The following is a 21,696-nucleotide window of genomic DNA, read 5'->3' on the forward strand; positions in this document are numbered from 1 at the left end:
TGGCTGAACGAGAGTCTTGCGTCCAGAAATCCGCTCGTTATCATGGATCTAAACCGAACAGCCCTCACGCGGAGGCCGCGGGGGTCGCGGAGGTCGCGGGGAACTGAACGAGAGGGGAGGAGCATGGAGATCGACCAGATCACCGGCCGGATCGTGAGCGCCGCGTACAAACTCCATACGGATCTTGGCCCGGGCATGCTGGAGTCCGTCTACGAGGTGGTGCTCGAACGATTCCTGGAAGATCGCGGCCTGAGGGTGGAGAGACAGAAGAGAATGCCATTCCGTTTTGCCGGAATGGACTTTGACGAGGGATTCCGGGCTGACATGCTGGTGGAGGGCCGGGTGCTCGTGGAGTTGAAATCGATTGAGGCCCTTGCTCCCGTTCACAAGAAGCAGGTTCTGACGTACCTTCGCCTCCTGAATCTGCCGGTTGGTCTGCTGATCAACTTCGGTGCGCCGCGCATGAACGAAGGATTGCGCCGCATCGTAAACGATCATGTTCCTTCCGCGCAGTCTGCGCTGCGCGTAAACCGGCAGCGGACAGGAAACCCGCGGCGCGCGCCAGAGCTCCCCGCGACCTCCGCGCCCCCCGCGACCTCCGCGTGAGGGCAGTTCTACATGATGTCAGACACGAAGATGATTGAGTACGGCGATTTTGACCGCGTGGAGATGCGCGTTGGACGCATCGAGCGCGCGGAACCGTTTCCGGAGGCCCGCAAGCCGGCCATCAAGCTGTGGATCGACTTCGGCCCGGAGATCGGCGTCCGCAAGTCCAGCGCGCAGATCACGGTGCACTACACGCCGGAGTCGCTCGTGGGACGCAGCGTGGTGGCCGTCACCAACTTTCCGCCGCGGCAGATCGGCAAGTTCATGTCGGAGGTGCTCGTACTGGGCCTGCCGGACGAAAACGGCGCCATCGTGCTGATGGCGCCGGACCACGACGTGCCGCTGGGCGGGCGCGTGTTCTAGGCCGTCCGCCCCGGGGTCAGCGCAGCGGCCACGGCGGACAGGAGTGCGCCCATTTCCACCGGCTTGGCGATCAGCGCGTGCAGCCCGGCCGCCACCGCGCGGTCCGGCTCCAGATCCGGCGCGTCGCCCGTCACCATGATCACGGGCAGCCCGGTGAGGCGGGGCTGGGCGCGAAGCTGTTGCACGAACGCAAAGCCGTCCAGCCCGGGCATCCGCAGGTCGGTCAGCACCAGCGCCGGCTGCGTCTGCCCCATCCACCGCAGCGCCTCCTCCCCGCCGTCCGCCGCCTCGGCGTGGTAACCGGCGCGCCGCAGCATCATGCAATGCAGGTCGCGGTGCGCGGCATCGTCATCCACCACCAGGATCACGGGCGGAAGCGCTGCGGTGGCGGCGGTGACGGGAAGCGGGAAGGGGATGGTCATCGGCGGAGCGTCCTGAAGCGCATGTGCCCGGATTTTTCGGTGCGCTGAAACTGCCGCCGATCTCCTTTGCCGGCCATCGGTTGCCTGACCTAAGAGGTTTGATCCGCACGGAGCGGGTCAGTCCCGCGCTGGCTGGGCGTTCGCCTCCTCGCAGCGGTCAGGCGCGGTCCGCCGCGCCACGAAGGCGGCGGCGGCCTGGACGAAGCAGCGCGGCGCCACCAGCGGCAGAAAGTGCGCACCGCCCGTCACCGTCGCGAGCCGCACGTCGCCCGCGCGGGCGAGCATGGCCACGTGCGCCTGCGCCCCCTCGAAGGGCGTATTGGGATCCAGCGTTCCGTGAATGACGAGCGTGCGCGGCAGCCGGGCCGGGGTGTGTCCGAAAAAGGCGTCCGGTTCGTACAGCGGCAGGGGACTGTCCACCAGCATGCCGGGAATGGGGCTGGTGAACAGCGCTCCCTCCGCCTCCCGCTCCACGAGCTCCCGCGTCAGATCGCGCCGGGCGTTGTTTTCCGATCCGCTGATGAGGATCACGAGCGGCAGCGACGGCGGCGACTGCGGAGAGGCGCCGAGCTTCGCCATCTCCGCCCGGAGCTCCCCGGCAGCCCGGGTGAGGGGCGCGGCGTCATCCCGCGCGAGCGCGCCGATGATGGCGGGAATCTGATCCCGAAGCTCCGGAAAGTTCAGCAGGGCCCCCATGAACTGCCGCAGGTTTCCGCCGGGCACCGCGGCCTTCCAGGGTGGGTCATTGCGCGCGAGAATCAGGCGGTAGCGCTCCGCCTGGTCCGGCGCGAGGACCGCGCGGCCCACGGCGTCCACCACCCGCGTGCGCTGGCTCAGGTCCCACTGCGGCGCGGATTCCGGGGGCACCAGGCCGTCCAGGATGATCCCCGTCAGCGGGACCGGCGTCACCTGCATCATGCGCAGGACGAGCTGCGTGCCGTAGGACACGCCGTACAGGTAGGTTTCGCCCCGGCCGCGGTGGCGGCGGATGAGGGCGGACAGATCGTGCGCGGCGTTGGTGATGGTAAAGGCCCGTGTCCGCGCCGCGTTGGCGTGCATGGCGCCGATGCACGGTCCCCATTCCTCTCCCGCCAGCGAGATCCCGTTCGCGCTGGCCGGTGCTTCCTGCTCCGGGCACAGCTTGGATGAATATCCCGTCCCGCGATGGTCGGGAAAGATGAGGTCGTGGTTGGGAAACGCGCGCCGCAGCACCGGGAGCACGGGAAGAAACGAGGCGCCGGTTTCTCCCGGCCCGCCCGCCACCAGCCATACTTCACCGCGCCGGCGAGCCGGATCGGTCGCCGGGATCTTGCGGACGAACAGATCCACGGTTTCCGCCGTGCTTCCTTCAGCCACCGTTTGACGCAGCGGCATCGTGGCGGTCATGCAGAGCGACCCGGCCAGGGCCGGCAGCGTGGCCGCGTCGGAACAGGGTTGAAAACGTTGGGACCATGCGGGCGCCGCAAAGGCCAGGAGAGCGGCGAGGGCCGCGGGCACGAGTTTGGGGATGGACGGCTTCAACTTCTCGCGGTCGTTGCGGGACAAGAACGAGGCCGGCACCCTGTGCGGGCCCGGCCAGAGGGGATTGGCGGCTCGCGCCGGCCCTCGCCCACCGCGATACGGCGCCCGGCCCAGGTAGTTTCAGGCCCGAATCGCAGAATGGATGCAGACGCGGAGACTGAACCTACCCTGCTCTCGCCCGGCGGGTCGAACCCCGCCACAATAACAAAACTCCGCGCGGATCCGGCCTCGAACCGGTCCTCATCACCCGATGCAGTTGAAGCCCCGAACCGGATGCGCCAGCAGCCGGTGTCGGGGGTTCCCGCTGTTTGAGCGGCGGATTCATTCGCTCAACAAACCCCGCTCACCCACGGGTCTCCGCCTCCCGCGCCGGCGTGTCCGCCCCGCCAACCCTCCCCCGGTCTTTTTCGGGGGAGGGTTGGCCGGTGGTGCCGGCCCGGGTGGGGGCCGCCCGCAAAGCCCCCATCCACCCCCGGTCATCCGACCGATGCGCCGGTCCTTGGCGGCGGTGATCTTTGCCGGTCCGCGGACTTCGCGCGGGACGCCGGGTGCCTTGCCGCATCTGCGGAAACCACATAGCTTTGTGCCGTTTTTCGCCCCGCTCTCCGCAACCGCGTTTTCCGGCCCGCCCGCCTCCGGCGCGCGCCCCAGCAGGCTCTCTCATGTCGCAATCCGTGTCTCACGCCGGCCTCGCCCCGGAGCTTGCCCGCGCCCTCGCGCAGGTCCCGCGCGTGGGTGATCCCGCGTCGTCCCCCGCGCACCGCATGCGCGTGCTGGCCGCTGCCGCGCAGCACGCCGCCCGCGCCCGCTCCACCGCCAAAGTCCAGGCGGTGATCCAGGCCGCGCTTCCCGCCGCGATCCGCGCGGACGGGGTGGTGCTGCGGCTGGACGGGGACACGGAATCCGCCACGCATGAATCCGCGCTGGTGCGTTCCGTCGGCGACGGGAACGAAGTGTTCGGCGCGCTGTGCATCCACGGCGGGCCGTTCACGGAAGAGGACGAGGCGGCCGCCGACGCGTTCGCCGCCCTCGCCGCGGACGCCGTCTCGCGCCTCCGCCTGGCGGAACGGGCGGCGCGGGCCGAGGCGCGTCTCGCCATCGCGGAGGACAGCTATCGCACGCTGTTCGACCTCACCGGCGAAGCCATCTCGGTGCTGGACGTGGACACGCGCGAGGTCCTGGACGTCAACCGTGCCGGGCGCGAGGTGCACGGCCGTGAACTGGACGAGTTCCGCGACCCCGCCGTCCCCCGCGTCTCCTCCACGCGCCCGGAGTTTTCCGCCGAGCGCGGGGCGGAGCTCCTGGCGCGCGCCGCCGCCGGCGAGCCGCAGTGGTACTCGTGGACCACGCTGACTCGCGACGGCGACGAGATCTTCTGGGAAGCGCGCATGATGCGCATCCGCCTGGGCGGGCGCGACGTGCTGGTGAACGTGGCCCGCGACGTCCGCGAGCGGAACGCGGCGGAAGAAGCCCTTCGCCGCGCCAACGAGCAGCTGGAGGCGCGCGTCGCCGAGCGCACCTCGGAACTGGGCTCCGTCAACGAGGCGCTGGAGGAGGAAGTCGCCGAGCACGAGGCGGCAAAGGAGGCGCTGCTGGAGCGCACGGCGGAGATGGAGGCCATCTTCCGCGCGCTCCCGGACCTCTTTTTCCGCCTGGCGGACGACGGCACCGTCCTGGACTACCGCGCCGGCGACTCCGCCATCCTGGCCGCGCCGCCGGAGGCGTTCCTGTGGCGCCGCCTGCACGACCTCATGCCGGCGGAGGTGATGGAAATCGTGGACCGGGCGATGGCGCGCGCGCGGGAAACGCGCGCGCCGGAAGCCGCCGAGTACGCGATGGACCTGCCGCACGGGCGCCGCGACTTCGAGGCGCGCATCGTCCCCCTGGGCGACGGCACCTTCGTGACCGTGGTGCGCGACGTCACCGAGCGGGCCGGGGCGGAGCGGGCGCTGCGCGACCGCGAGGCGCACTTCCGACGGATGATTGAAAACGCCAGCGATATGGTGCAGATCGTCGGCCCCGACACCCTCATCGTCTACACCGGCCCCTCCATGGAGCGGCTGCTGGGGTGGACGCCGGAGGAGATCGAGGGGACCAGCGCCATGGACTACCTGCACCCGGACGACGTGGAGCCTACGCTCGTCCAGTTCGGGCTGATGCTGCAACAGCCCGGCGTACCGGTTCCCGCCTCGTACCGCGTGCGCCACAAGCACGGCGGGTACCGGTGGATGGAGGCCAACGCCATGACGCTGGCGGAGGATTCCGGCACGCAGGGCGTCATCGTCAACGCGCGCGACGTCACCGAGCGCCGCGTGTTCGAAGAGGCGCTGCGGCTGAGCGAAGAGCAGTTCCGGACACTGACGGAGCATTCGTCCGACATCCCCACCATCGTTTCGCCCACCCGCGGCGTGCTGTACGTGAGCCCTTCCGTCACCCGCGTGCTGGGCTGGCCGCAGGCGGAAATGATGGGGCCCGAGGCGCGCGACCTCACCCATCCGGACGACCTGCCGCTCCTGATGGAGGCGCTGCGGGCCGCGGACGCCGAGCCGGGCGCCACCCACAGCGCGCGCTACCGCGTGCGCCACCTGGACGGCTCGTGGCGCGTGGTGGAGTCCATCGTCCGCAAGACGTCGGCGGAGGCGGAGGCGCCGCTCGTCCTGAACACCCGCGACATCACCGGGCAGACGCGCGCGGAAGAGGCGCTCCGCCGCAGCGAGGAGCAGTTCCGCCTGCTGAGCGAGCATTCGTCGGACGTGCCCTCCATCCTGTCCCCCACCGGCGAGTCGCTGTACATCAGCCCCGCCGTCACCCGCGTGCTGGGCTACACGCCGGACGAGGTGAAGGGGCACCGCGGGCAGACGTCGCGCATTCATCCCGACGACGTGCACAACCTGGCGGAGCTGATGCGCGCCACGGCGGCCGACCCGTCCCGGCCGCACGGCGTGCACTACCGCGTGCGCCACAGGGACGGGAGCTGGCGGGTGATGGAAACCGTCGCCCGCAAGACGTCGCCGGAGCCAGAGGCGCCGCTGGTGGCCAACACCCGCGACATCACCGCGCTGCGCCAGGCGGAAGAGGCGCTACGGCAGCGCGAGGAGCAGTTCCGCATGCTCATCGAGCACTCGTCCGACATCCCCACCATCGTGTCGCCCACGGGGGAAGTCATCTACGTCAGCCCCTCCATCACCCGCATGCTGGGCTACCTGCCGGAGGAAATGACGGGGCCGGAGGGGATGAACACGGCGCACCCCGACGACCTGCCCGTGGTCGCCCGCGTGCTGGCGGCGGCGGCGGCGGAGCCCGGCCGCACCTTCAGCGGGCAGTACCGGGCGCGCCACAGGGACGGCTCGTGGCGCGTACTGAGTTCCGTCGTGCGCAAGACGGGGCCGGAGCCGGAAGCGCCGCTGGTGGCCAACACGCGCGACATCACCGAGCAGACCCGCGCGGAAGAGGCGCTGCGGGAGCGGGAGGAATACTTCCGCCGGCTGATCGAGAACGCGCAGGACCTCATCACCGTCATCGGGCCGGACGGCACGCGGCGGTTCGAGAGCGCGGCCATCCGCAACCTGTACGGCTACGACCGGGAAGACGCGGGCGGCTCCGCGTGGGACCGGCTGCACCCGGACGACGTGGCGCCCGCCCGCGCCGCGCTGGGCTCGGTGATGGCCAGCCCGGGACGCACCATCACCGTGGAGCTGCGTTTCCGCGCGGCGAATGGCGGATGGCGCCATCTGGAGTGCAAGGCGCGCATGCTGGGCACCGATCCGGAGGAGGGGATCGTCGTCAACTCGCGCGACGTCACCGAGCGCGTGTGGGCCCAGGCGGCGCTGCGCGAGCGCGAAGACTTCTTTCGCCGGCTGACGGAAAACACCAACGATCTCATGCAGGTGTGCGACGCCGAGGGCTTCATCACCTACTCCGCGTCGTCATCCCCCGCCATCCTGGGCTACACGCCGGAGGAACTGCTGGGGCGGCAGGTGATGGACCTGCTTCACCCGGACGACCTGGCGCACGCGCACGTGGCGACGGCGCAGGTGCTGGGACAGCCGGGGCTGGTGGACATCACCGAGGCGCGCTTCCTTCACGCAAGCGGCGAGTACCGGTGGATGGAAAGCACCGCGCGCACGCTGGATCCCCATTCGGCGGCGTCCGGCATCGCCTTCAGCCTGCGCGACGTGAGCCAGCGCCGCGCCGCGCAGGACGCCATCCGCCGCAGCGAAGAGCATTTCCGCCGGCTGACGGAAAACGCGTCGGACATGATCGTGGTGGTGAACGAGGAAAGCTTCTTTCTCTATCACTCCCCCAGCGTGCAGCGCGTCCTGGGCTACACGCCGGACGAGCTGGATTCGTTGCGCAGCCTGGACGTCATCCACCCCGACGACGTGGCGGGGGTGGCGCAGGCGCTGGAGCGGATGTGCGCGGAGCCGGGGACCACGCATACGATGGAGTACCGCTTTCCGCACGCGGACGGGGGATGGCGCACGCTGGAAAGCACCGGCCGCACCCTGCTCCCGGATTCCGCCGCGGAAGGCATTGTCGTCAACTCCCGCGACGTCACCGACCGCCGCGCGGCGGAGCGGGCGCTGCGCCGCGCCACGGACGAGGCGGAGCGCGCCAACCGCGCCAAGAGCGAGTTTCTGTCGCGGATGAGCCACGAGCTGCGCACGCCCATGAACAGCATTCTGGGCTTCGCGCAGATCCTGGCGGAGCTGGAGCTGGCGCCGGAAGACCGCAAGGCGGTGCAGCACATTCTGAGCGCGGGCGAGCACCTGCTGAACCTGATCAACGAGGTGCTCGACATCGCCCGCATCGAGTCCGGGCGCCAGCCGCTGTCGCTGGAGCCGGTGCAGGCGGGCGCGGTCCTGCGCGAGGCGCTGGACCTCGTTCGTCCGCTGGCCGCCGCGCGGGGGATCAGCGTGGCGGAAACCGCGGGGCCGGCGCTGGGGCGCTACGTGCGCGCGGACCGGCAGCGGCTGGCGCAGGTCCTCCTCAACCTCCTTTCCAACGCGGTCAAGTACAACCGGCCGGGCGGGTCCGTGCGCCTCAGCTGCCGCGTGGCGGAAGGTGAGGGCGCGCCGCGCATCGTCATCCGCGTAGAGGACGACGGCTACGGCATCGCGCCGGACAAGCAGGACCAGCTCTTTACGCCCTTCGCGCGGCTGGGCGCGGAGCAGAGTGGCATTGAGGGAACGGGGCTGGGGCTGACGCTTTCGCAGCGCCTGGTGGGGGCGATGGGCGGCGCCCTCCGGCTGGAGGCGAGCAGCGAGCGTGGCAGCGTGTTCCGGCTGGACCTGGACGCGGCGGAAAACCCGCTGGACCGCGCCGGCGCGCCGGCGGAGCCGGCGGAGCCGGCGGACGCGGGCGTCCCGGCGGAGGGAGCGGCGGCCACGCTGCTGTACATCGAAGACAATCTCGCCAACCTCAGCCTGATCGAGCGGGTGCTGATGGGGCGGCCGGAGTGGCGGCTGCTGCCGGCGCTGCAGGGGCAGCTGGGGGTGGAGATGGCGCGCGAGCACGTTCCCGACGTCGTCCTCCTGGACCTGCACCTTCCCGACCTGAGCGGGGAAGAGGTGCTTCGGCAGTTGCGGGCGGATCCGCGGACGGCGCACGTCCCCGTCGTCATCATCAGCGCGGACGCCACGCCGCGCACGCTGGAGCGGCTGCGCGCGGACGGCGCCGCCGCCTACCTCACCAAGCCGCTGAACGTGCGCCTCTTTCTGCGCACGGTGGACGAGGCGCTGGCCGGGCGCGAAGGGCGCGGATGAACGAGCCGGACCTTACCGCCTGCACCCTGCTTCTGGTGGATGACGAGGAAGCCAACCTCGATCTGCTGGAGCGCATCCTTCGCCGCGACGGGCACCACGACCTGCTGCGCACGGCGGATCCCGTGGAAGCCGTCGAACTCTTCGACCGGCACGCGCCGGACCTGGTGCTGCTGGACCTGCACATGCCCCGGCGCGACGGGTTCGCCGTGCTGGCGGACCTGCGCGCGCGCATCGCGCCGGACGACTTCATCCCCGTCCTCGTCCTGACGGCGGATGCCACGTTCGACGCACGGCAGCGTGCGCTGGGGGAGGGCGCGCAGGACTTTATCACCAAGCCGTTCCACAACGCGGAGGTGCAGCTTCGCGTGCGCAATCTGCTGCGCGGCCGCGTGCTGCACCGCCAGCAGCGCCGCGCGCGTCGGGACGCGGAGCTGCTGGCGGAGGCCGGGCGCATCCTGCACGCCTCGTTCGACACGGCGACCGCCGCCGCACAGCTCGCGCGCCTCGTGGTGCCGCGCTTGGCGGACCGCTGCGTAGTGGATCTGCTGGAGGATGACCGGCGGATGCGCGTGGCCAGCGCGCGCCCCGGCGCGGAGGGCGTGGTGCTGGAGATGGCGCCGGAGGATTGTCGTGTGCCGATGGAGGACGGAGAACGCGTCCGGCGGATGGGCGGGGCGGATGGATGGATCTCCAACGACGATGTGCGTGGGCTGGAGGCGTGGTTCGGCGCGGATGCGCCGGCGTCCGCGCTCGTCGTTCCCCTCGCCGTTTCCGGCGCGCCGGTGGGATGGCTGGCGCTGGGGCGCGGCGCGGACGGCCGCGCGTTCGACGCGGAGGACGAGGCGCTCGCGGCGGAACTGGCGCACCGTGCCGCCCTCGCGGTGGAGAACGCCCGCCTGTACCACGCTTCCCGCGCCGCGCTGGAGGGGCGCGACCAGGTGCTGGCCATTGTCGCGCACGATCTGCGCGGCCCGCTGACGGCCATCCTGTTCGACGCGGAAATGCTGCGCAGCGATCTGCCGCCGGGGATGGGCGAGTACGAGGCCCGCTCGCTGGAGCGCGTGCAGCAGGCCGCCGAGCGGATGGACGGGCTGATCCAAGACCTGCTGGACGTGTCGCGGCTGAGCCGCAGTGCCCTCGCGCTGGACCGCAGCCCGCAGGACATGGGCGTGCTGCTGGCGGAGGCCGCGGGGCTGCTGGAGCCGCTGGCCGCCGGGGCGGGGCTCACCCTGTACGTGGACGCGGGCGACGCGCCGGTGCTGGTCGCGGACCCCACGCGCATGCTGCAGGTGATCAGCAACCTGGTGGGCAACGCGGTCAAGTTCAGCCCGTCCGCGGGCGTGGTCACCCTGGCGTGGGGGATGGAGGCGGGCGAGTTCCGCGTCTCCGTCGCCGACCAGGGCGCGGGGATTCCCGCCGCGCAGCTGCAGCACATCTTTGGCGCGTTCTGGCAGGCGCGGCACGCGGACCGGCGCGGCCTGGGCCTGGGCCTCGCCATCGCGCGCGAAATCGTGGAGGCGCACGGCGGCCGCATCTGGGTGGAGAGCGAGGAAGACCGCGGTTCCGTCTTTCACGTCGCCCTTCCGCTGTCCGAAACCGTATCTGAAGCTGATCCCATCCCTCTTCCGCTCGCCGTGGCATGAAGCGCATTCTGATCGTCGAAGACACCATCGAACTGGCGGAGGCGCTGCAGAACAGCCTGGAGCGTGAGGGCTATTCGGTGGCCATCGCCACGCGCGCGGCGCAGGCGGGGGCGCTTGCGGCCAGCCATCGCCCGGACCTGGTGGTGCTGGATCTGGGGCTGCCGGACCGCGACGGGTACTCGGTGCTGGAGCAGCTTCGCTCCCGCGGCGACGACGCGCCGGTCCTCATCCTTTCCGCCCGCCGCGACGAGGCCGACAAGCTGCAGGGGTTCCGGCTGGGCGCGGACGACTACGTGACCAAGCCGTTCGGGGCGATGGAACTGCTGGCCCGCATCGCCGCGCTCCTTCGCCGCCACGAGCGGACGTGCCCCGGGGCGGGGAAGGCTCCCGCCGCCCCCGCGGCCGCCCCCGCCGCCCCCGCGGCCGCCCCCGCCGCGCTCCCGGACGAGGCGCTGCGCGAGCGGTTCGGGCTGACGCCGCGGCAGATTGACGTGGCGCGGCTCATTGGGGAGGGGCTGACCAACGCGGAGATCGCGGAAAAGCTTGGGTTGAGCTTCTTTACCGTCCGCGCGCACACCGAACAGGTGCTGGCCAAGCTCGCCGTCCCCAGCCGCGCTGGCGTCGGAGCGCTCCTTTACGCGGGTTGATTTGCGACGCTGATCGCGACCGATGAACGGCCCGCCCGGCACCATGCCGCGCGGGCCGTTCTCGTTCCGTGTCTTGTTGATGATCGCCCATGCCAGAACGTACCCCGGGATGATGCGGGTTCGGTCTCAAGAGGGTTCTCGGATAGGTGCAGATCACAACAAGTGCGGGTTCCGAGGGTACGTGCGGTCCGCGCCATCGTTGAGCGAATGAATCCGCCGCTCAAACAGCGGTAACCCCCGACACGTGGCGCTGTCGCGCCCACGTTCGGGGCTTCAACCGATCCGGCGGGCACCTCCGCGCCCGCGATCCGCGCCGATGCCGGCCCGCACAGTCCGCGCAGGCGGACTTCGTGCCCTTCCCAGCGGCGAATTCATTCGCTCCTGGGATGGCGGACGCGGCGATCTCCGCCTTCACGCACCAACCTTTCCGGCGCTGATGGACGCGCCGCGGCGTGGATTCCACCGGCACCTGAACCCCCAGTCCGCGAAGGCGGACTTCGCGCCGTTGTTGCCGCGACTTCAGTCGCCCCAGCCCCGCTCCGGAATCAAAACGGGGCGCCTCCCCGTGGAAGGCGCCCCGCTCATCATCCATCCAACACAACCCGATCGCGCGGATCAGACCGTTCCGAACCCCGCGCCGCCGATCCCCGCGGCGCCGGTTCCGGTACCGCCGGTGGCGCCGCCGATCCCCGCGCCGCCGGTTCCGCTACCGCCGGTGCCGCCGCCCGGACCGCCCGTTCCCGTGCCGCTGCCGATCGTGCCGCCGCCGCCGTCACGATCGCCCGTCACGCCACCGGTCGTGCCCAGGGTGCCGGCGCCCGATCCACCCGTGGACCCCAGGCCCGATACGCCCGTGGACCCCAGCCCGGATCCGCCGGTGCTGCCCAGCGCCGATCCGCCCGTGGACCCCAGCCCCGATCCGCCGGCGCCGCCCAGCGCCGGGCTCCCATCGCCCAATCCGCTGCTTCCCAATCCGCTGCCGCCCAGCCCGCCCGTCGTCCCCGTGCCGCCCGACACGCCCGCGCTGCCCGACGCGCCCACGCCGCGGTTGTAGCCGGCCTCGCAGAAGTCGCGCAGCACTTCGTACTCGTTGGCGTTGGCGCCGGTAAAGCCGCGGCGAAGGTCCGTCTCTACCTCGGTGTAGCTGCGGCCCGCGTACGCCGGATTGCGCGCGGCCGTGTAGCCCACCACGTAGCCGGTGCGCGCATGGTCGTACGTCATCCCGTTCTGCCGGGCGGGGTGCGACTCAAAGTGCGCGCGGTAGTGCTTTTCGTCCTCGTTGTTGTGGGTGCGCAGCGCTTCCACGATCTGCTTGCCCGCCCACCATCCGCCCGCCGCCAGCGCCAGCCCGCCCACCACCGTCTTCCACTCGAAGCCGTGCCGCGCATAGTCGCGCACCTGGTCCCAGCGGGTCGTCTCCGTGGCGGGATACGCGCGCTCAAGGTAGCCTTCCACCTCGGCGAAGGGCCGCCCCGCGTACGCCGGCGTAGACGCGGCCGCGTGGCCGGCCTGGTAGCCGGTGCGCGCCTGCTCGTACGTGTGCGTCTCCGGGCGCGCCGGATTGCTGTCGAAGTGGCCGCGGTAGTACTGCACGTCGTACACGCCGAAGTCGTCGGTATCCCCGGCCGTCACGCCGCCCGCTCCCGCCGCGCCGGCCGGTCCGCCGGTTCCCAGCCCGCCCGCGTCCAGTCCTGAACCGCCCAGTCCGGGTGTGCCGCCCGTGCCCGCGAGTGCGTCCGGTCCGCCGAGATCGTCGTTTCTGTCCATGGTGCCTCCAGAAGCGGTTGAGTGTCGCCGTGAGCGGGCGCGGCGGACGCACACACCGGGCCGCGGCGTTCCCCATCCGCCGTTTCCTGCGTCGCCGCGCTCGGGCGTCCGCGTGGCACGACTTCGGCTTCCGGTGCGGATGCGATAGGTTGTCCGCTCACTTCCGCGCGCGCGTGCTGGCGGAAGAGGACTGCCGGCCGAGACGGGGACGTTCGGGGGGATGATGATCGAGAGATGGATGAAGGCGATGGGGTGGCGGCGCGTGTCCGACGAGCCGGAGCCCGCGCCGTACGTGGAGCCGCGCGAAACCTCGCGCACGTACCGCATCGCCAATACCTCCGGGCGCGCGCTGGCCGTGTTCCTGGAGCCGTGGGGCGCCGTGTACCGCCTGAATGCGGGCGAGTACGCCGAACTGCTGGTGGAGGGCCCGCCCGACCACCCGCTGGACTGGGAGTTCGGCGAGGGCACGCTCGTGATCGCCTCGCACGCCGCGGACGAGGGAATGCTCACCCTGTGGCACGAAGGGGAGCAGATGCACCCGGTTTCCGTCGACACCCGCCGCTGATCCGCTCGTGGATGACGACGCCGGTTTCCGCGCGCCCGTGGCGGATGAGGTGCGGCTGCTGCGCGCGGCGGCGGCCGCGGCCGCTGACTTCGCGTTCCCGGACGGCTGGCTGGATCAGGTCCGCGTCCGCCCGCTCCCCGATGGCGGAATGGGGAGCCTGCGCCTCCGTACTCCGTCCACCCCGCCGGAAGGCGAGCGACGCTTCGGCCGGCCGCTGGGCGAGGCATGTTTGATGACGAGGACGGCGTGCAGGTGCTCGTCACGCTGGCCGCGGACAACTTCGGCGGCGTGTACGAACTCGATGTCTGGAAGGTGGACTACAGCGCCGTGGTCCGCGTGCCCGGCGACGACGCGTTCCACTGAGGGCGGATGGACGCGATGCGCGAGACCCTGCGGGATCTGCTGGAGTGCCGGCTGGAACTGGCCGCGGAACGGGGCCGGTTCGGGCGGCCGCAGCGGATTGCGTGGCTTGCGGAGTACCTGGCGGAGTTCGTGTCGCGCGCGACCGCCTTCCTCTCCATCGCGCCGATGGGCGCCCGCGAACTCCACGGCTCGCAGTCGTTCGCCATCGTCGACGTCGCCCAGCAGCTTCTTGATGGCGAGATCCGCGGCGCTCGCGTGGACCGGGAGGTAGCGGACGCGTGGAAGGAGTTCCGGTGGCGCTGGCGCGAACTGGTGGCGGGCGCCGCCGAACCGGAGCCCGCCCGCGCCAGCTTCCAACGCCGCGCGACCTCCGCGCTCCGCCGGCTGACGGGACGCACGCAGGGGCATCCGGACCTCACGGTTCCGGGCGCGGACCACGAACGGGGCGAACGCCTCCAGGCCGCGGCGGACCGGCTGGACGCGCTCCTGAAGCCGCATCGCCCCTATCGCCCGCCACTGGAGATGCAGTTGGGCGAGTGGGAACGATCGACATGATCCCCGGCGGTAACGGGTCGGAGGCAGGTGCCGCGGTTCGCGAGCGGAGATGGATGAATGGTGATCGTGCGGGAGTTCGAGTGGATAAACGCCGGCGCATGAGCCTGAACATGGAGCCCCGCGAATGATGCCCCGCATGCCGTCCACGATCGCCGTCGTGGTGCTCGCGTGTGCCGCCGGCTGCATCCCGGGTGTGGTGACGGCTACCCTTTCTCCCCACATGGTTGGAGTGTACACGCAGGAAGACGGACGTCCCGTGCCGGGCGCCCGCATGCTGCTCTCGACCGCGGCCGGAGATTCTACCTGCATCCGGCCGACTTCTTCAACCGTCACGGACGCGGCGGGACGGTTCGAGTTCGCCGCGATCACGCGGCGGGAGCCCCTCATCCTGATCCCCCTCGATCGGGTATACTGCTTCTACGTCTGCGGCGAAAGCAGCGGCACACCGCTGGCGGGACACCCGGAGTGCGTCGGGGCGGAGACGCCGCCCAGCCAGTTGATCCAGTGCGTCGCGACGTACCAGATCCTGGACCGGACCAAGCCGCGGTTCGCATGCCGTACCCGTCCGCGGACGTACTCGGTTGCGCGTTCGGGGCACGACGGACAGCGGACACCGATTCTTCTCCCATCCGGCGGCGGCCCGGCGTAGGGCATCCATCCGCGTCGCCGTTCGGTGGATGACGGAAAAAACGGGTCCGTGCGGCTGCACGGACCCGTCGTTCAATCATCCATCCCCGCCATCATCCAAACCCGCGGATGGATCAGCCGCCGATCCAGTACGTCGCCTTGATGACGAACACGTTGTCGGCGTGCGAGCGGAACACGGCGCTGGCGTCGCGGCCGAAGTCGAACTCGCCGTACGGCTGCGATCCGCTGCGCTGCTGCTGCCACACAAAGAACAGCGTGCTCCCCGGGCGGTACTCCCACCGCAGCACCGCGTTGCCCCGCAGCGAGCGCACGTTGAAGCCGCCGTTGTCAAAGCGGAACCCCTCGTCCGTGGCCGGGTTGCCGTCCGTGTCCAGCCGGTAGCGCAACGGCCGCCCGCCCGCGTCCCGGTCCGTCACCGTCAGCTCCTGGTCGCTGAAGTCGCGCGTCCGCACCGTGCGCGGCCGCACGAACTCCTTGTAGTCGCTGTAGTCGCCCGTGGCCACGAAGGGCTGCGCGAACAGTTCCAGCGTCATTGTGGGGGTGAACGTCCAGTTTATCCGCGTGTTCATCGACACCACGTGCTGGTCGAGTTCCGCAAACACCACGCGCTGCCCCATGAAGTCCGTGGCGTTGGCGTCGGTGAAGCGCGCCACGAACTGCGAGGGATCGCGCTCGTGCGTGTACGACGGGCCCACGCTGATCTGCACGTTGGTGGCGGGCTTTACGCGGATGCTGCCGTTGATCTCGGTGACCCCGCCGCCGTTGGCTGTGCCGCCGAAGCCGCCCCCGAGCGAGAAGACCACCCGCTGGCGCGAATCCGTGTTGATGGAGGGATTCAGGAACCAGCTCGCCGCGCGGCGCACCACCGGACCGCCCCGCGTCATGCGGTCGGTGTTCACTTCCGGACGGACGTGGCCGTAGAGAGAGAGGTCCCAGTTGTTCAGCAGGTTCACCTCGGAGTACTGGTGAAACTGCAGGTCCGTACGGTCGCCGTCAAAGTTGTACTGCTGCTGCCCGCCTCCCGAGATCCACATGGAGCGGTACCAGTTGGACGGCGTGGTGACGTTGCGCACCAGGTTGGCGTTCATCCACACGTAATCCGCCTGCGTGAGGAACGCCATGTCGTTCACCTCGAACCCCGGGCTGCGATAGTTGGTGGAGGTTTCCCACATCCACGCGCCGCTTTCCTTGCTCATCCGCATGTATCCGCCAAAGCCGCGCAGCGCCGTGGCATCCGTGGCGTAGGCATCGGAAAAGATCCCGTTGCCGCCCCCGTCGCGGTCCGGCCGCTGAAAGTAGCGCGCGGAGGAGCGCTGCAGGCGGCGGATGGCGAGCGAATCGCCCATCACGTTGGAGAGCGCCACGTTCCCCATCAGCCGGTACGTCTGGTTCTTCCAGTACAGGTTCCAGTCGGCGCCCACGGCCTCGGCGTGCGTGGCAAGCTGGCCGCGCAGCGCCTGGCCGTCGTCGCCAAAGCGGCGGACCACGGAGGTGCCCATCAATCCCCACGTACGGCTGCCGCCACCGGAGGTGCGCTTTACCCGGCCCATCAGGTAGTTGGTGAACGGCTCCACGGTCGTCTCTTGGCCGGTGCCGTCCGCGTTGCGCACGTAGCCCACCTCGCGCGCGGTCACCGCCTCCACCGCACCGATCTGCCAGCCGCCCGCCGTGCGGCCCGTCAGCTTGGCGGCGCCCAGGAGGCGGGTGTTGGCCGGCGCGTCCTGGTAGTCGTACCCGCCCGGCAGCCCGCCCTGCGGCGCGCGCCCGATGCGGCGGGAATAGAACAGCGACATTCCGCTCACGTTGCTGCAGGTAAAGCAGTTCAATCCGCCGAAGCTCAGCAGCCCGCTCCCTTCCACGAAGAAGGGGCGCTTCTCATCGAAGTAGCTTTCAAACGCGCTCAGGTTCACCACCGCCGGGTCCTGCTCCACCTGCCCGAAGTCCGGGTTGATGGTGGCGGAAAGGGTCAGGTTGCTCCCCAGCAGCGCCCGCACGTCCGCCCCCACGCGCGTGTCGTAGGCGCGCGCTTCCTGAAACGGGCTGCCGGACTGCGTGGGCTCCACGTACGAGGCGCGCGCCACGGCGTACGGCATGATCTCCAGCCCGCGCGGCCGGTTCTCGATGCGCATGCCGGACAGGTGGCCGTAGCGCGCCGGCCCGCCGGACTCCTGGCGGCCGTAGAACGACCACAGCGAGCTCTCGTTCAGCCGCTGTACGTAGCGCAGCACCTGCAATCCCCACGTCTGCTCCACCGCGTTGCTGAAGCGCAGCTGGTTCCAGGGAATGCGCATTTCCGCCGTCCATCCCGCCGAGTCGATGCGCGTCTGCACGGTCCACACGGGGTCCCACGAGGGGTCGGCGCTGGGCGAGGCCTGGCCGGCGTCGTACTTGACGCCGGAGGGGTTCACCTGAAGCACCGTGCGCCCGGCGTGGTCGTGATAGGTGTCGAACACCAGCTGCAGATAATCGCTCTCCACGCTCTGGTCGCGGCGGGTGAGCTGCGTGTTCACCCCGGCCGCGCCCAGCGAATCGAACATGCGCGCGCCGATGTACAGCGCGCTCTCGTCGTACGCGAAACGGACTTCGGTGCGCTGGGCGGGCTCGCCCTCGCGGGGCTGCTGCTGGCGGAAACCGGTGGCCGGCTCCGGCGTGGCCCACACGCCCTCATCCAGCTTGCCGTCCAGGACGATGTCGCGCGCGGGGTGCGCCGCGACTCCCGGTACGGGGGAGGGCTGCGTCTGGCTCTGCGCGGCGCGGGGCACCGCGGCCAGCAGCAGGGCGGCGGTCAGGACGAACGTATGAGTGCGCATCGGGCGGCACGGTGGGCTCGGGCGTGGTTGAAACGAACAGGTACTCAGATGCGCGACCCGCCCAAAAGGTTTGATCCTCTCTGTCCGGATCCGCGTGCAGAATGCCGAAGCGGACGGCCGCGCGGGATGGGGCGGATAACCTGTCCAGAAAGCGCGTTTTGTGGATGGACGGCAAAGGAAAGGGCGGCACCCGTCGTGGTGCCGCCCTCGTGCCTGCGTGGTCCGCTGGCGATGTGGATGCCGGGTATCGCGCTACCCCGTTCCGCGGAGGATCGAAACAGAAATCTCACGCAGAGCAGCAGAGGAGCAGAGAAAGACGGGAAGAGACGATGCCGTTCGCCGCCTCGATCCTTGTCCCTTCTCTGCGTCTCTGCTGCTCTGCGTGAGAATTTTTCCTGCGGATTGTTCGCGCCGCCAGGAGCTGGCGTCAGAACGTCTGGATGGGGACGTCGAAGCGGCCGTCCGCGATGGTGAGCGGATGAAGCGGATCGTTCGCGAGGGCCGCGGTGCCGCTGAACTCGCCGCGAACGCGCCGGGCGGAGATTTCCGTGATCCGCACGCTGCCGAGAACCACGATGTACGCCTTTCCCGCCAGCGTCGCCAGCGACGGGTTCAGTCCCAGCGCGACGGCGTCCAGCGCCGGCGCAAACGCACCGGTGCGGCACTCGGCGGCGCCCTGCTGGTTGCACGCGACGGGGTTGAACGAGTACGTCCCCGCCTGCCGCGCGTCCCCCAGCCCCAGCGTGAACACGTCCACCGCGCTCCCGCTCGCCGGCCGCGCGGCGGCCACGGTAAGCGTGTTTCCGCGCCGCACGGCCGCCGCGGCGCCGCCCGGCAGAATCAGGGCGTCGGCGGGAAGCGTCAGCTCGCCATCGGCGGAAAAGGTGCCGTTGATGGGGTCACGGTAGGTGAACGACAGGCTGCCCCGCGGATCGAACTGCTCGCCCGTGGCGCTGTCCCCGCACCCGGCGAAGACGAACGCGAGCAGCAGCGCGATCAGCGGCAGAGGGGAAAGGCGCATGGGATCTTCTCCTGCGATGGTGTTGATCGTGTGCCGTCAGCGGCGGACGGGGCCCACGCCGCGGCGCTCGCGGTTGCCGCGCCGTTCCGTGCGCCCGTTCCATCCGTTTGGCGTCGCGCTGGTGAGCCAGTGCTGCGTGCCGGCGATGCGGTTGATCTCCGCGATGGCGTTCAGCCGCTGGCGCATTTCATCATGCGTCAGCACCGGTGCGTCCGAGTAGCCGGGGTGCTCCTGGCTCATCAGCCGCTCGATGGCGTGCTCGTCCGCGTCCTCCAGCGCCTCCAGCCACTCGTTCAGAAAGATGGTGATCTTGCACTCTTCCAGCGCCCGGTGGATCAGCTCCCGCGGAGACAGGCCCGACGCGGCGGACATGAACGAGAAGTCGTAGCCCGCGCCCAGGATCTTGCGGAACACCCACGCCGCGCGCGACATGTGGAAGTCCGACGTAACCACGCGGATGGATGTCCATCCGTTGGGCTCCAGAAACTGCTCGCGCACGAAGTAGGCGTTGCCCAGCGTGTCCTTGGCCTCTTCTTCCAGCAGAATCGCCTCCGCCGGCACCTTCATCTCCCGCGCGAGCGCGCCCATGGCCGCCGCCTCCGTCACCGGCGGATCGTCGTCCATCAGCCCGCACCGCCCGCTGAAGATGATGCGCGGCGCGATGTTGCGCCGGTACAGCTCCACCGCCCGCTGCACGCGCGTGCGCCCCACGACGGGAAGGGTGCCGTCCGGCAGCACCCCTCCGCCCAGGACGACGATGGCGTCCGCCGGGTAGTATCCCCCGTCCTCGATTTCCCGCTCCGTCACAACTCGTTCAGCTCCTGGTGCAGCGTGCGCGCGACGCTGGTCCAGTCGAACCGCTCGCGCGCCACGCGGTACAGCGTTTCCTTGTGCTTCTCGCCCATGTCCAGCGCCGCGGGCACCCGCCGCACGATGTCGGCGACGGTGCGCTCCGTGGCGGGATCCAGCTTCATCGCGTCCCCGTCGCCCGCGGGCAGGCTGTCGGCGACGGCGTCGATGCTGGCCTTCATCCCCGCGAAGTAGGTGCCCAGGGGAAAGCTACCGGCGGCGAGCGCTTCCAGAAACACCAGCGGGCCGGCTTCCTTGACCACGGAGGGAAAGACCGCCGCGTCGCAGCAGGGGAAAAGGAAGGCCAGCTCGCGGTGCGTCAGGTATCCGGTAAAGATGACGCGGTCCGGGCGGACGTGGTCGCGCGCGGCCTGGTAGTACGCGTCCAGTTCGCCGCGCGCCTCCACCTGCTCCAGAAAGCGCGCCACCTGCGTGAGTTCCGCGCCCTCCGACTCCCCCTCCGGCGCGCCCTCCAGGTCGCGCCCCCACGCCACGATCGTCTGCACCAGTTCGCGCTCGCCATGCTCCAGCGCCCACAGCAGCGCCTCCAGCGGCCGGCGCAGCGGGCCGTGCCCCACGATGATCAGCCGCATCTCCGGCCGTTCGCGCAGAATGAAGGGGAGCGCCGCCACCACGCCCTGAATCCCCTTGGTGGAGATCAGCCGCCCCACGAAGAGCAGCGTGGGATCGCTTTCCCAGTGGATGGCGTCCAGCCGCGCCTCCACCTCCGCGTCGGGCGCCTTGCCGTCGTACGCGGGCTCCTCCGCCAGCAGTTCGCGCAGTTCATCGTGCCCCATGCCGCCGCGCAGCCGGGCCAGCATGGGCTCCGAGTGGCCGGGCTGGCGGCCGCGCGGCGTGTCCGCGAGCACCGCCGCCATCCGCGCCGCCATCTCGCGCCGTCCGGAGCGCGGAACGGGCTGAAACTGGCTGGTGTCCACGCCCAGGTGCAGGTCCATGAACTTGTCTTCCAGCCCCGGCACGTCGCCCAGGATGGTGCGCACCCGCTGGCGCATTTCGTCTCCGTGCACGAACACGAGCGAGGCGTCGGTGAACGCGCTTACCGCCATCGTGTGATAGCGCTTCTGCCGCTTGACCGCGAACTCCAGCGCGCTCCCGTGCGGCATGATGGAAAACGGAACGCCCGTGGCCGCCTTCACCCGTTGCGCCACCACGGACATCAGCACCGCGTGGTTGGCGTGGATGGCCGTGATCCCCTGCTCCTTGACGATGCGCAGGAGCGCGCGGGTGTTGCGCTGCACGTACTCCTCGACCTCGTCGTCCGGCAGGTCCACCAGCGGCACCACGCGCGGGAACTCCTCGTACTTGTCCCACACGTAGACGGGAAGCGTGTCGCCCAGGTCAGGCTGGTGCAGAATGCAGCAGCCGGAGGTGGAGGGCGCGCGCCGGAAGCGGGTTTCCACCGTGCCGTCCGGGCGGTAGAAGCGCGCCTCGCTGATGAATTCGTAGCGCTCGGGATGGTTTTCCTGCGCCATCAGGTGCACCGTTTCGCCTTGGCGGCAGAGCGATTCCACGATGGAGCGCGTCCAGAGATTGCTGCCGGAGCCTTCGAGCAGGTAGCCGTGCAGAATGCAGATCATGGGACCTCGGGGCGGCGGGAAGCCCGCTCACCTGCGCAATCCCCCGGCCACGCTCCGTGGCCTGCGCGTCCCGGCGAGTTTGGGGTGGATGGGGTCCGTCGCCTGCCGCCCCCGGTCTGGAGGGCTCCGTCCCGGGCTCCCGGAGCGGCTCCAAGGACGGGCCGGGATGCTCGCCCATGTCCGCGGCCGTGCCCGCCCGATGGGGACGTACGCGCCACACTCTCGCATCCAGATCGGCGTTCGGTAAACACTTCGCGATCTCCCCGTATCAAATCGCGCCAACCTGGCAGGGTGAGGAGCATCCCGTGTTGTGGTGATGATTGGCGTAAAACAGGTTGTGCACGTTGCGCATCCCAGGGAAAGTCGACATCGCATCACGATGGATATCATCCACCGGGAACGCCGGAAGCGTCGCGGAGGGGAGGAGAGTTCCGCACGGTTGCAGCGACAGGGATGCCGCCGGTGATCACCGGGGTGCGTCTCCGCGGGAGATGAGCATTTCTGGCGGATTTCACAAGTGTACGGCGGAAAGCCGGCACTCTCGGGACCGCTA

General features: G+C 70.2%; 16 protein-coding genes. 9 read left to right on the plus strand and 7 right to left on the minus strand.

The features are described 5' to 3' along the window. Positions 1-123 precede the first annotated feature (123 nt). Positions 124-606, plus strand: a complete 483-nt coding sequence (locus HNQ61_RS18855; RefSeq protein ID WP_170032151.1) for a GxxExxY protein — start codon at positions 124-126, stop codon at positions 604-606. Between the two features lie 15 nt (positions 607-621). Continuing rightward, complete coding sequence (locus HNQ61_RS18860) at positions 622-969, plus strand: tRNA-binding protein (protein WP_170032148.1); 348 nt, start codon at positions 622-624, stop codon at positions 967-969. Here the strand turns inward: HNQ61_RS18860 and HNQ61_RS18865 are convergent. Next, positions 966-1,391, minus strand: coding sequence for a response regulator (locus tag HNQ61_RS18865; RefSeq protein WP_170032145.1), 426 nt, complete (start codon positions 1,389-1,391; stop codon positions 966-968). The genes HNQ61_RS18860 and HNQ61_RS18865 overlap by 4 nt on opposite strands. 117 nt (positions 1,392-1,508) lie before the next feature. Further along, the gene (locus tag HNQ61_RS18870; protein WP_205761196.1) at positions 1,509-2,765 is read right to left on the minus strand and encodes an alpha/beta hydrolase; all 1,257 of its coding nucleotides are present in this window, start codon (positions 2,763-2,765) and stop codon (positions 1,509-1,511) included. Between the two features lie 809 nt (positions 2,766-3,574). On the opposite strand from HNQ61_RS18870, the gene HNQ61_RS18875 reads away from it, so the two are divergent. The 3 genes from HNQ61_RS18875 to HNQ61_RS18885 are packed head-to-tail and all read left to right on the plus strand — an operon-like array spanning position 3,575 to position 10,967. Next, positions 3,575-8,677: a PAS domain S-box protein gene (locus tag HNQ61_RS18875; protein WP_170032142.1), complete on the plus strand. Its 5,103-nt coding sequence runs from the start codon at positions 3,575-3,577 to the stop codon at positions 8,675-8,677. Further along, complete coding sequence (locus HNQ61_RS18880) at positions 8,674-10,320, plus strand: sensor histidine kinase (protein WP_170032138.1); 1,647 nt, start codon at positions 8,674-8,676, stop codon at positions 10,318-10,320. The genes HNQ61_RS18875 and HNQ61_RS18880 overlap by 4 nt, the downstream gene beginning before the upstream one ends. Then, complete coding sequence (locus tag HNQ61_RS18885; protein WP_170032135.1) at positions 10,317-10,967, plus strand: response regulator; 651 nt, start codon at positions 10,317-10,319, stop codon at positions 10,965-10,967. The genes HNQ61_RS18880 and HNQ61_RS18885 overlap by 4 nt, the downstream gene beginning before the upstream one ends. Positions 10,968-11,582: 615 nt before the next feature. Here the strand turns inward: HNQ61_RS18885 and HNQ61_RS18890 are convergent. Further along, on the minus strand, positions 11,583-12,734 hold the full coding sequence (locus HNQ61_RS18890; RefSeq protein WP_170032132.1) for a hypothetical protein: 1,152 nt from the start codon (positions 12,732-12,734) through the stop codon (positions 11,583-11,585). A gap of 220 nt (positions 12,735-12,954) precedes the next feature. Here HNQ61_RS18890 and HNQ61_RS18895 point away from each other — a divergent pair, with 220 nt between their 5' ends. The 4 genes from HNQ61_RS18895 to HNQ61_RS18910 all read left to right on the plus strand — a co-directional run bounded on the left by HNQ61_RS18895 (position 12,955) and on the right by HNQ61_RS18910 (position 14,866). Next, complete coding sequence (locus HNQ61_RS18895) at positions 12,955-13,299, plus strand: hypothetical protein (RefSeq protein WP_170032129.1); 345 nt, start codon at positions 12,955-12,957, stop codon at positions 13,297-13,299. A gap of 225 nt (positions 13,300-13,524) precedes the next feature. After that, positions 13,525-13,662 (plus strand): DUF6984 family protein, encoded by a 138-nt coding sequence (locus tag HNQ61_RS18900; protein ID WP_170032127.1) that lies wholly within the window; start codon positions 13,525-13,527, stop codon positions 13,660-13,662. Between the two features lie 15 nt (positions 13,663-13,677). Further along, complete coding sequence (locus HNQ61_RS18905) at positions 13,678-14,217, plus strand: hypothetical protein (RefSeq protein ID WP_170032125.1); 540 nt, start codon at positions 13,678-13,680, stop codon at positions 14,215-14,217. A gap of 124 nt (positions 14,218-14,341) precedes the next feature. Continuing rightward, positions 14,342-14,866 carry a hypothetical protein gene (locus tag HNQ61_RS18910; protein ID WP_170032123.1) on the plus strand — a complete coding sequence of 175 codons (525 nt, stop codon included), beginning with the start codon at positions 14,342-14,344 and terminating at the stop codon, positions 14,864-14,866. A 112-nt stretch (positions 14,867-14,978) separates the two neighbouring features. Here the strand turns inward: HNQ61_RS18910 and HNQ61_RS18915 are convergent, their stop codons facing one another. From HNQ61_RS18915 to HNQ61_RS18930, 4 genes are all read right to left on the minus strand, one after another. Next, the gene (locus HNQ61_RS18915) at positions 14,979-17,675 is read right to left on the minus strand and encodes a DUF5916 domain-containing protein (protein ID WP_170032121.1); all 2,697 of its coding nucleotides are present in this window, start codon (positions 17,673-17,675) and stop codon (positions 14,979-14,981) included. Positions 17,676-18,102: 427 nt separating this feature from the next. Next, positions 18,103-18,696, minus strand: a complete 594-nt coding sequence (locus tag HNQ61_RS18920; protein WP_170032119.1) for a hypothetical protein — start codon at positions 18,694-18,696, stop codon at positions 18,103-18,105. 36 nt (positions 18,697-18,732) lie between these two features. Then, positions 18,733-19,503 carry an ElyC/SanA/YdcF family protein gene (locus HNQ61_RS18925; RefSeq protein WP_170032117.1) on the minus strand — a complete coding sequence of 257 codons (771 nt, stop codon included), beginning with the start codon at positions 19,501-19,503 and terminating at the stop codon, positions 18,733-18,735. Next, positions 19,500-21,143 carry a glycosyltransferase gene (locus HNQ61_RS18930; RefSeq protein WP_170032115.1) on the minus strand — a complete coding sequence of 548 codons (1,644 nt, stop codon included), beginning with the start codon at positions 21,141-21,143 and terminating at the stop codon, positions 19,500-19,502. Before HNQ61_RS18930 ends, HNQ61_RS18925 begins: the two co-directional genes overlap by 4 nt. Between the last annotated feature and the right edge of the window lie 553 nt (positions 21,144-21,696).

The sequence above is a fragment of the Longimicrobium terrae genome (genome assembly GCF_014202995.1).
Lineage (GTDB): Bacteria > Gemmatimonadota > Gemmatimonadetes > Longimicrobiales > Longimicrobiaceae > Longimicrobium > Longimicrobium terrae.

Excerpts from the sequence above, each read along its gene's own strand:
- HNQ61_RS18855 (WP_170032151.1), top strand. The coding sequence starts at position 124 with ATGGAGATCGACCAGATCACCGGCCGGATCGTGAGCGCCGCGTACAAA.
- HNQ61_RS18910 (WP_170032123.1), top strand. The coding sequence starts at position 14,342 with ATGATGCCCCGCATGCCGTCCACGATCGCCGTCGTGGTGCTCGCGTGT.
- HNQ61_RS18865 (WP_170032145.1), bottom strand. The coding sequence starts at position 1,391 with ATGACCATCCCCTTCCCGCTTCCCGTCACCGCCGCCACCGCAGCGCTT.
- HNQ61_RS18930 (WP_170032115.1), bottom strand. The coding sequence starts at position 21,143 with ATGATCTGCATTCTGCACGGCTACCTGCTCGAAGGCTCCGGCAGCAAT.
- HNQ61_RS18880 (WP_170032138.1), top strand. The coding sequence starts at position 8,674 with ATGAACGAGCCGGACCTTACCGCCTGCACCCTGCTTCTGGTGGATGAC.
- HNQ61_RS18885 (WP_170032135.1), top strand. The coding sequence starts at position 10,317 with ATGAAGCGCATTCTGATCGTCGAAGACACCATCGAACTGGCGGAGGCG.
- HNQ61_RS18915 (WP_170032121.1), bottom strand. The coding sequence starts at position 17,675 with ATGCGCACTCATACGTTCGTCCTGACCGCCGCCCTGCTGCTGGCCGCG.
- HNQ61_RS18920 (WP_170032119.1), bottom strand. The coding sequence starts at position 18,696 with ATGCGCCTTTCCCCTCTGCCGCTGATCGCGCTGCTGCTCGCGTTCGTC.
- HNQ61_RS18870 (WP_205761196.1), bottom strand. The coding sequence starts at position 2,765 with ATGCCGCTGCGTCAAACGGTGGCTGAAGGAAGCACGGCGGAAACCGTG.
- HNQ61_RS18890 (WP_170032132.1), bottom strand. The coding sequence starts at position 12,734 with ATGGACAGAAACGACGATCTCGGCGGACCGGACGCACTCGCGGGCACG.
- HNQ61_RS18875 (WP_170032142.1), top strand. The coding sequence starts at position 3,575 with ATGTCGCAATCCGTGTCTCACGCCGGCCTCGCCCCGGAGCTTGCCCGC.
- HNQ61_RS18895 (WP_170032129.1), top strand. The coding sequence starts at position 12,955 with ATGATGATCGAGAGATGGATGAAGGCGATGGGGTGGCGGCGCGTGTCC.
- HNQ61_RS18860 (WP_170032148.1), top strand. The coding sequence starts at position 622 with ATGTCAGACACGAAGATGATTGAGTACGGCGATTTTGACCGCGTGGAG.
- HNQ61_RS18905 (WP_170032125.1), top strand. The coding sequence starts at position 13,678 with ATGCGCGAGACCCTGCGGGATCTGCTGGAGTGCCGGCTGGAACTGGCC.
- HNQ61_RS18900 (WP_170032127.1), top strand. The coding sequence starts at position 13,525 with ATGTTTGATGACGAGGACGGCGTGCAGGTGCTCGTCACGCTGGCCGCG.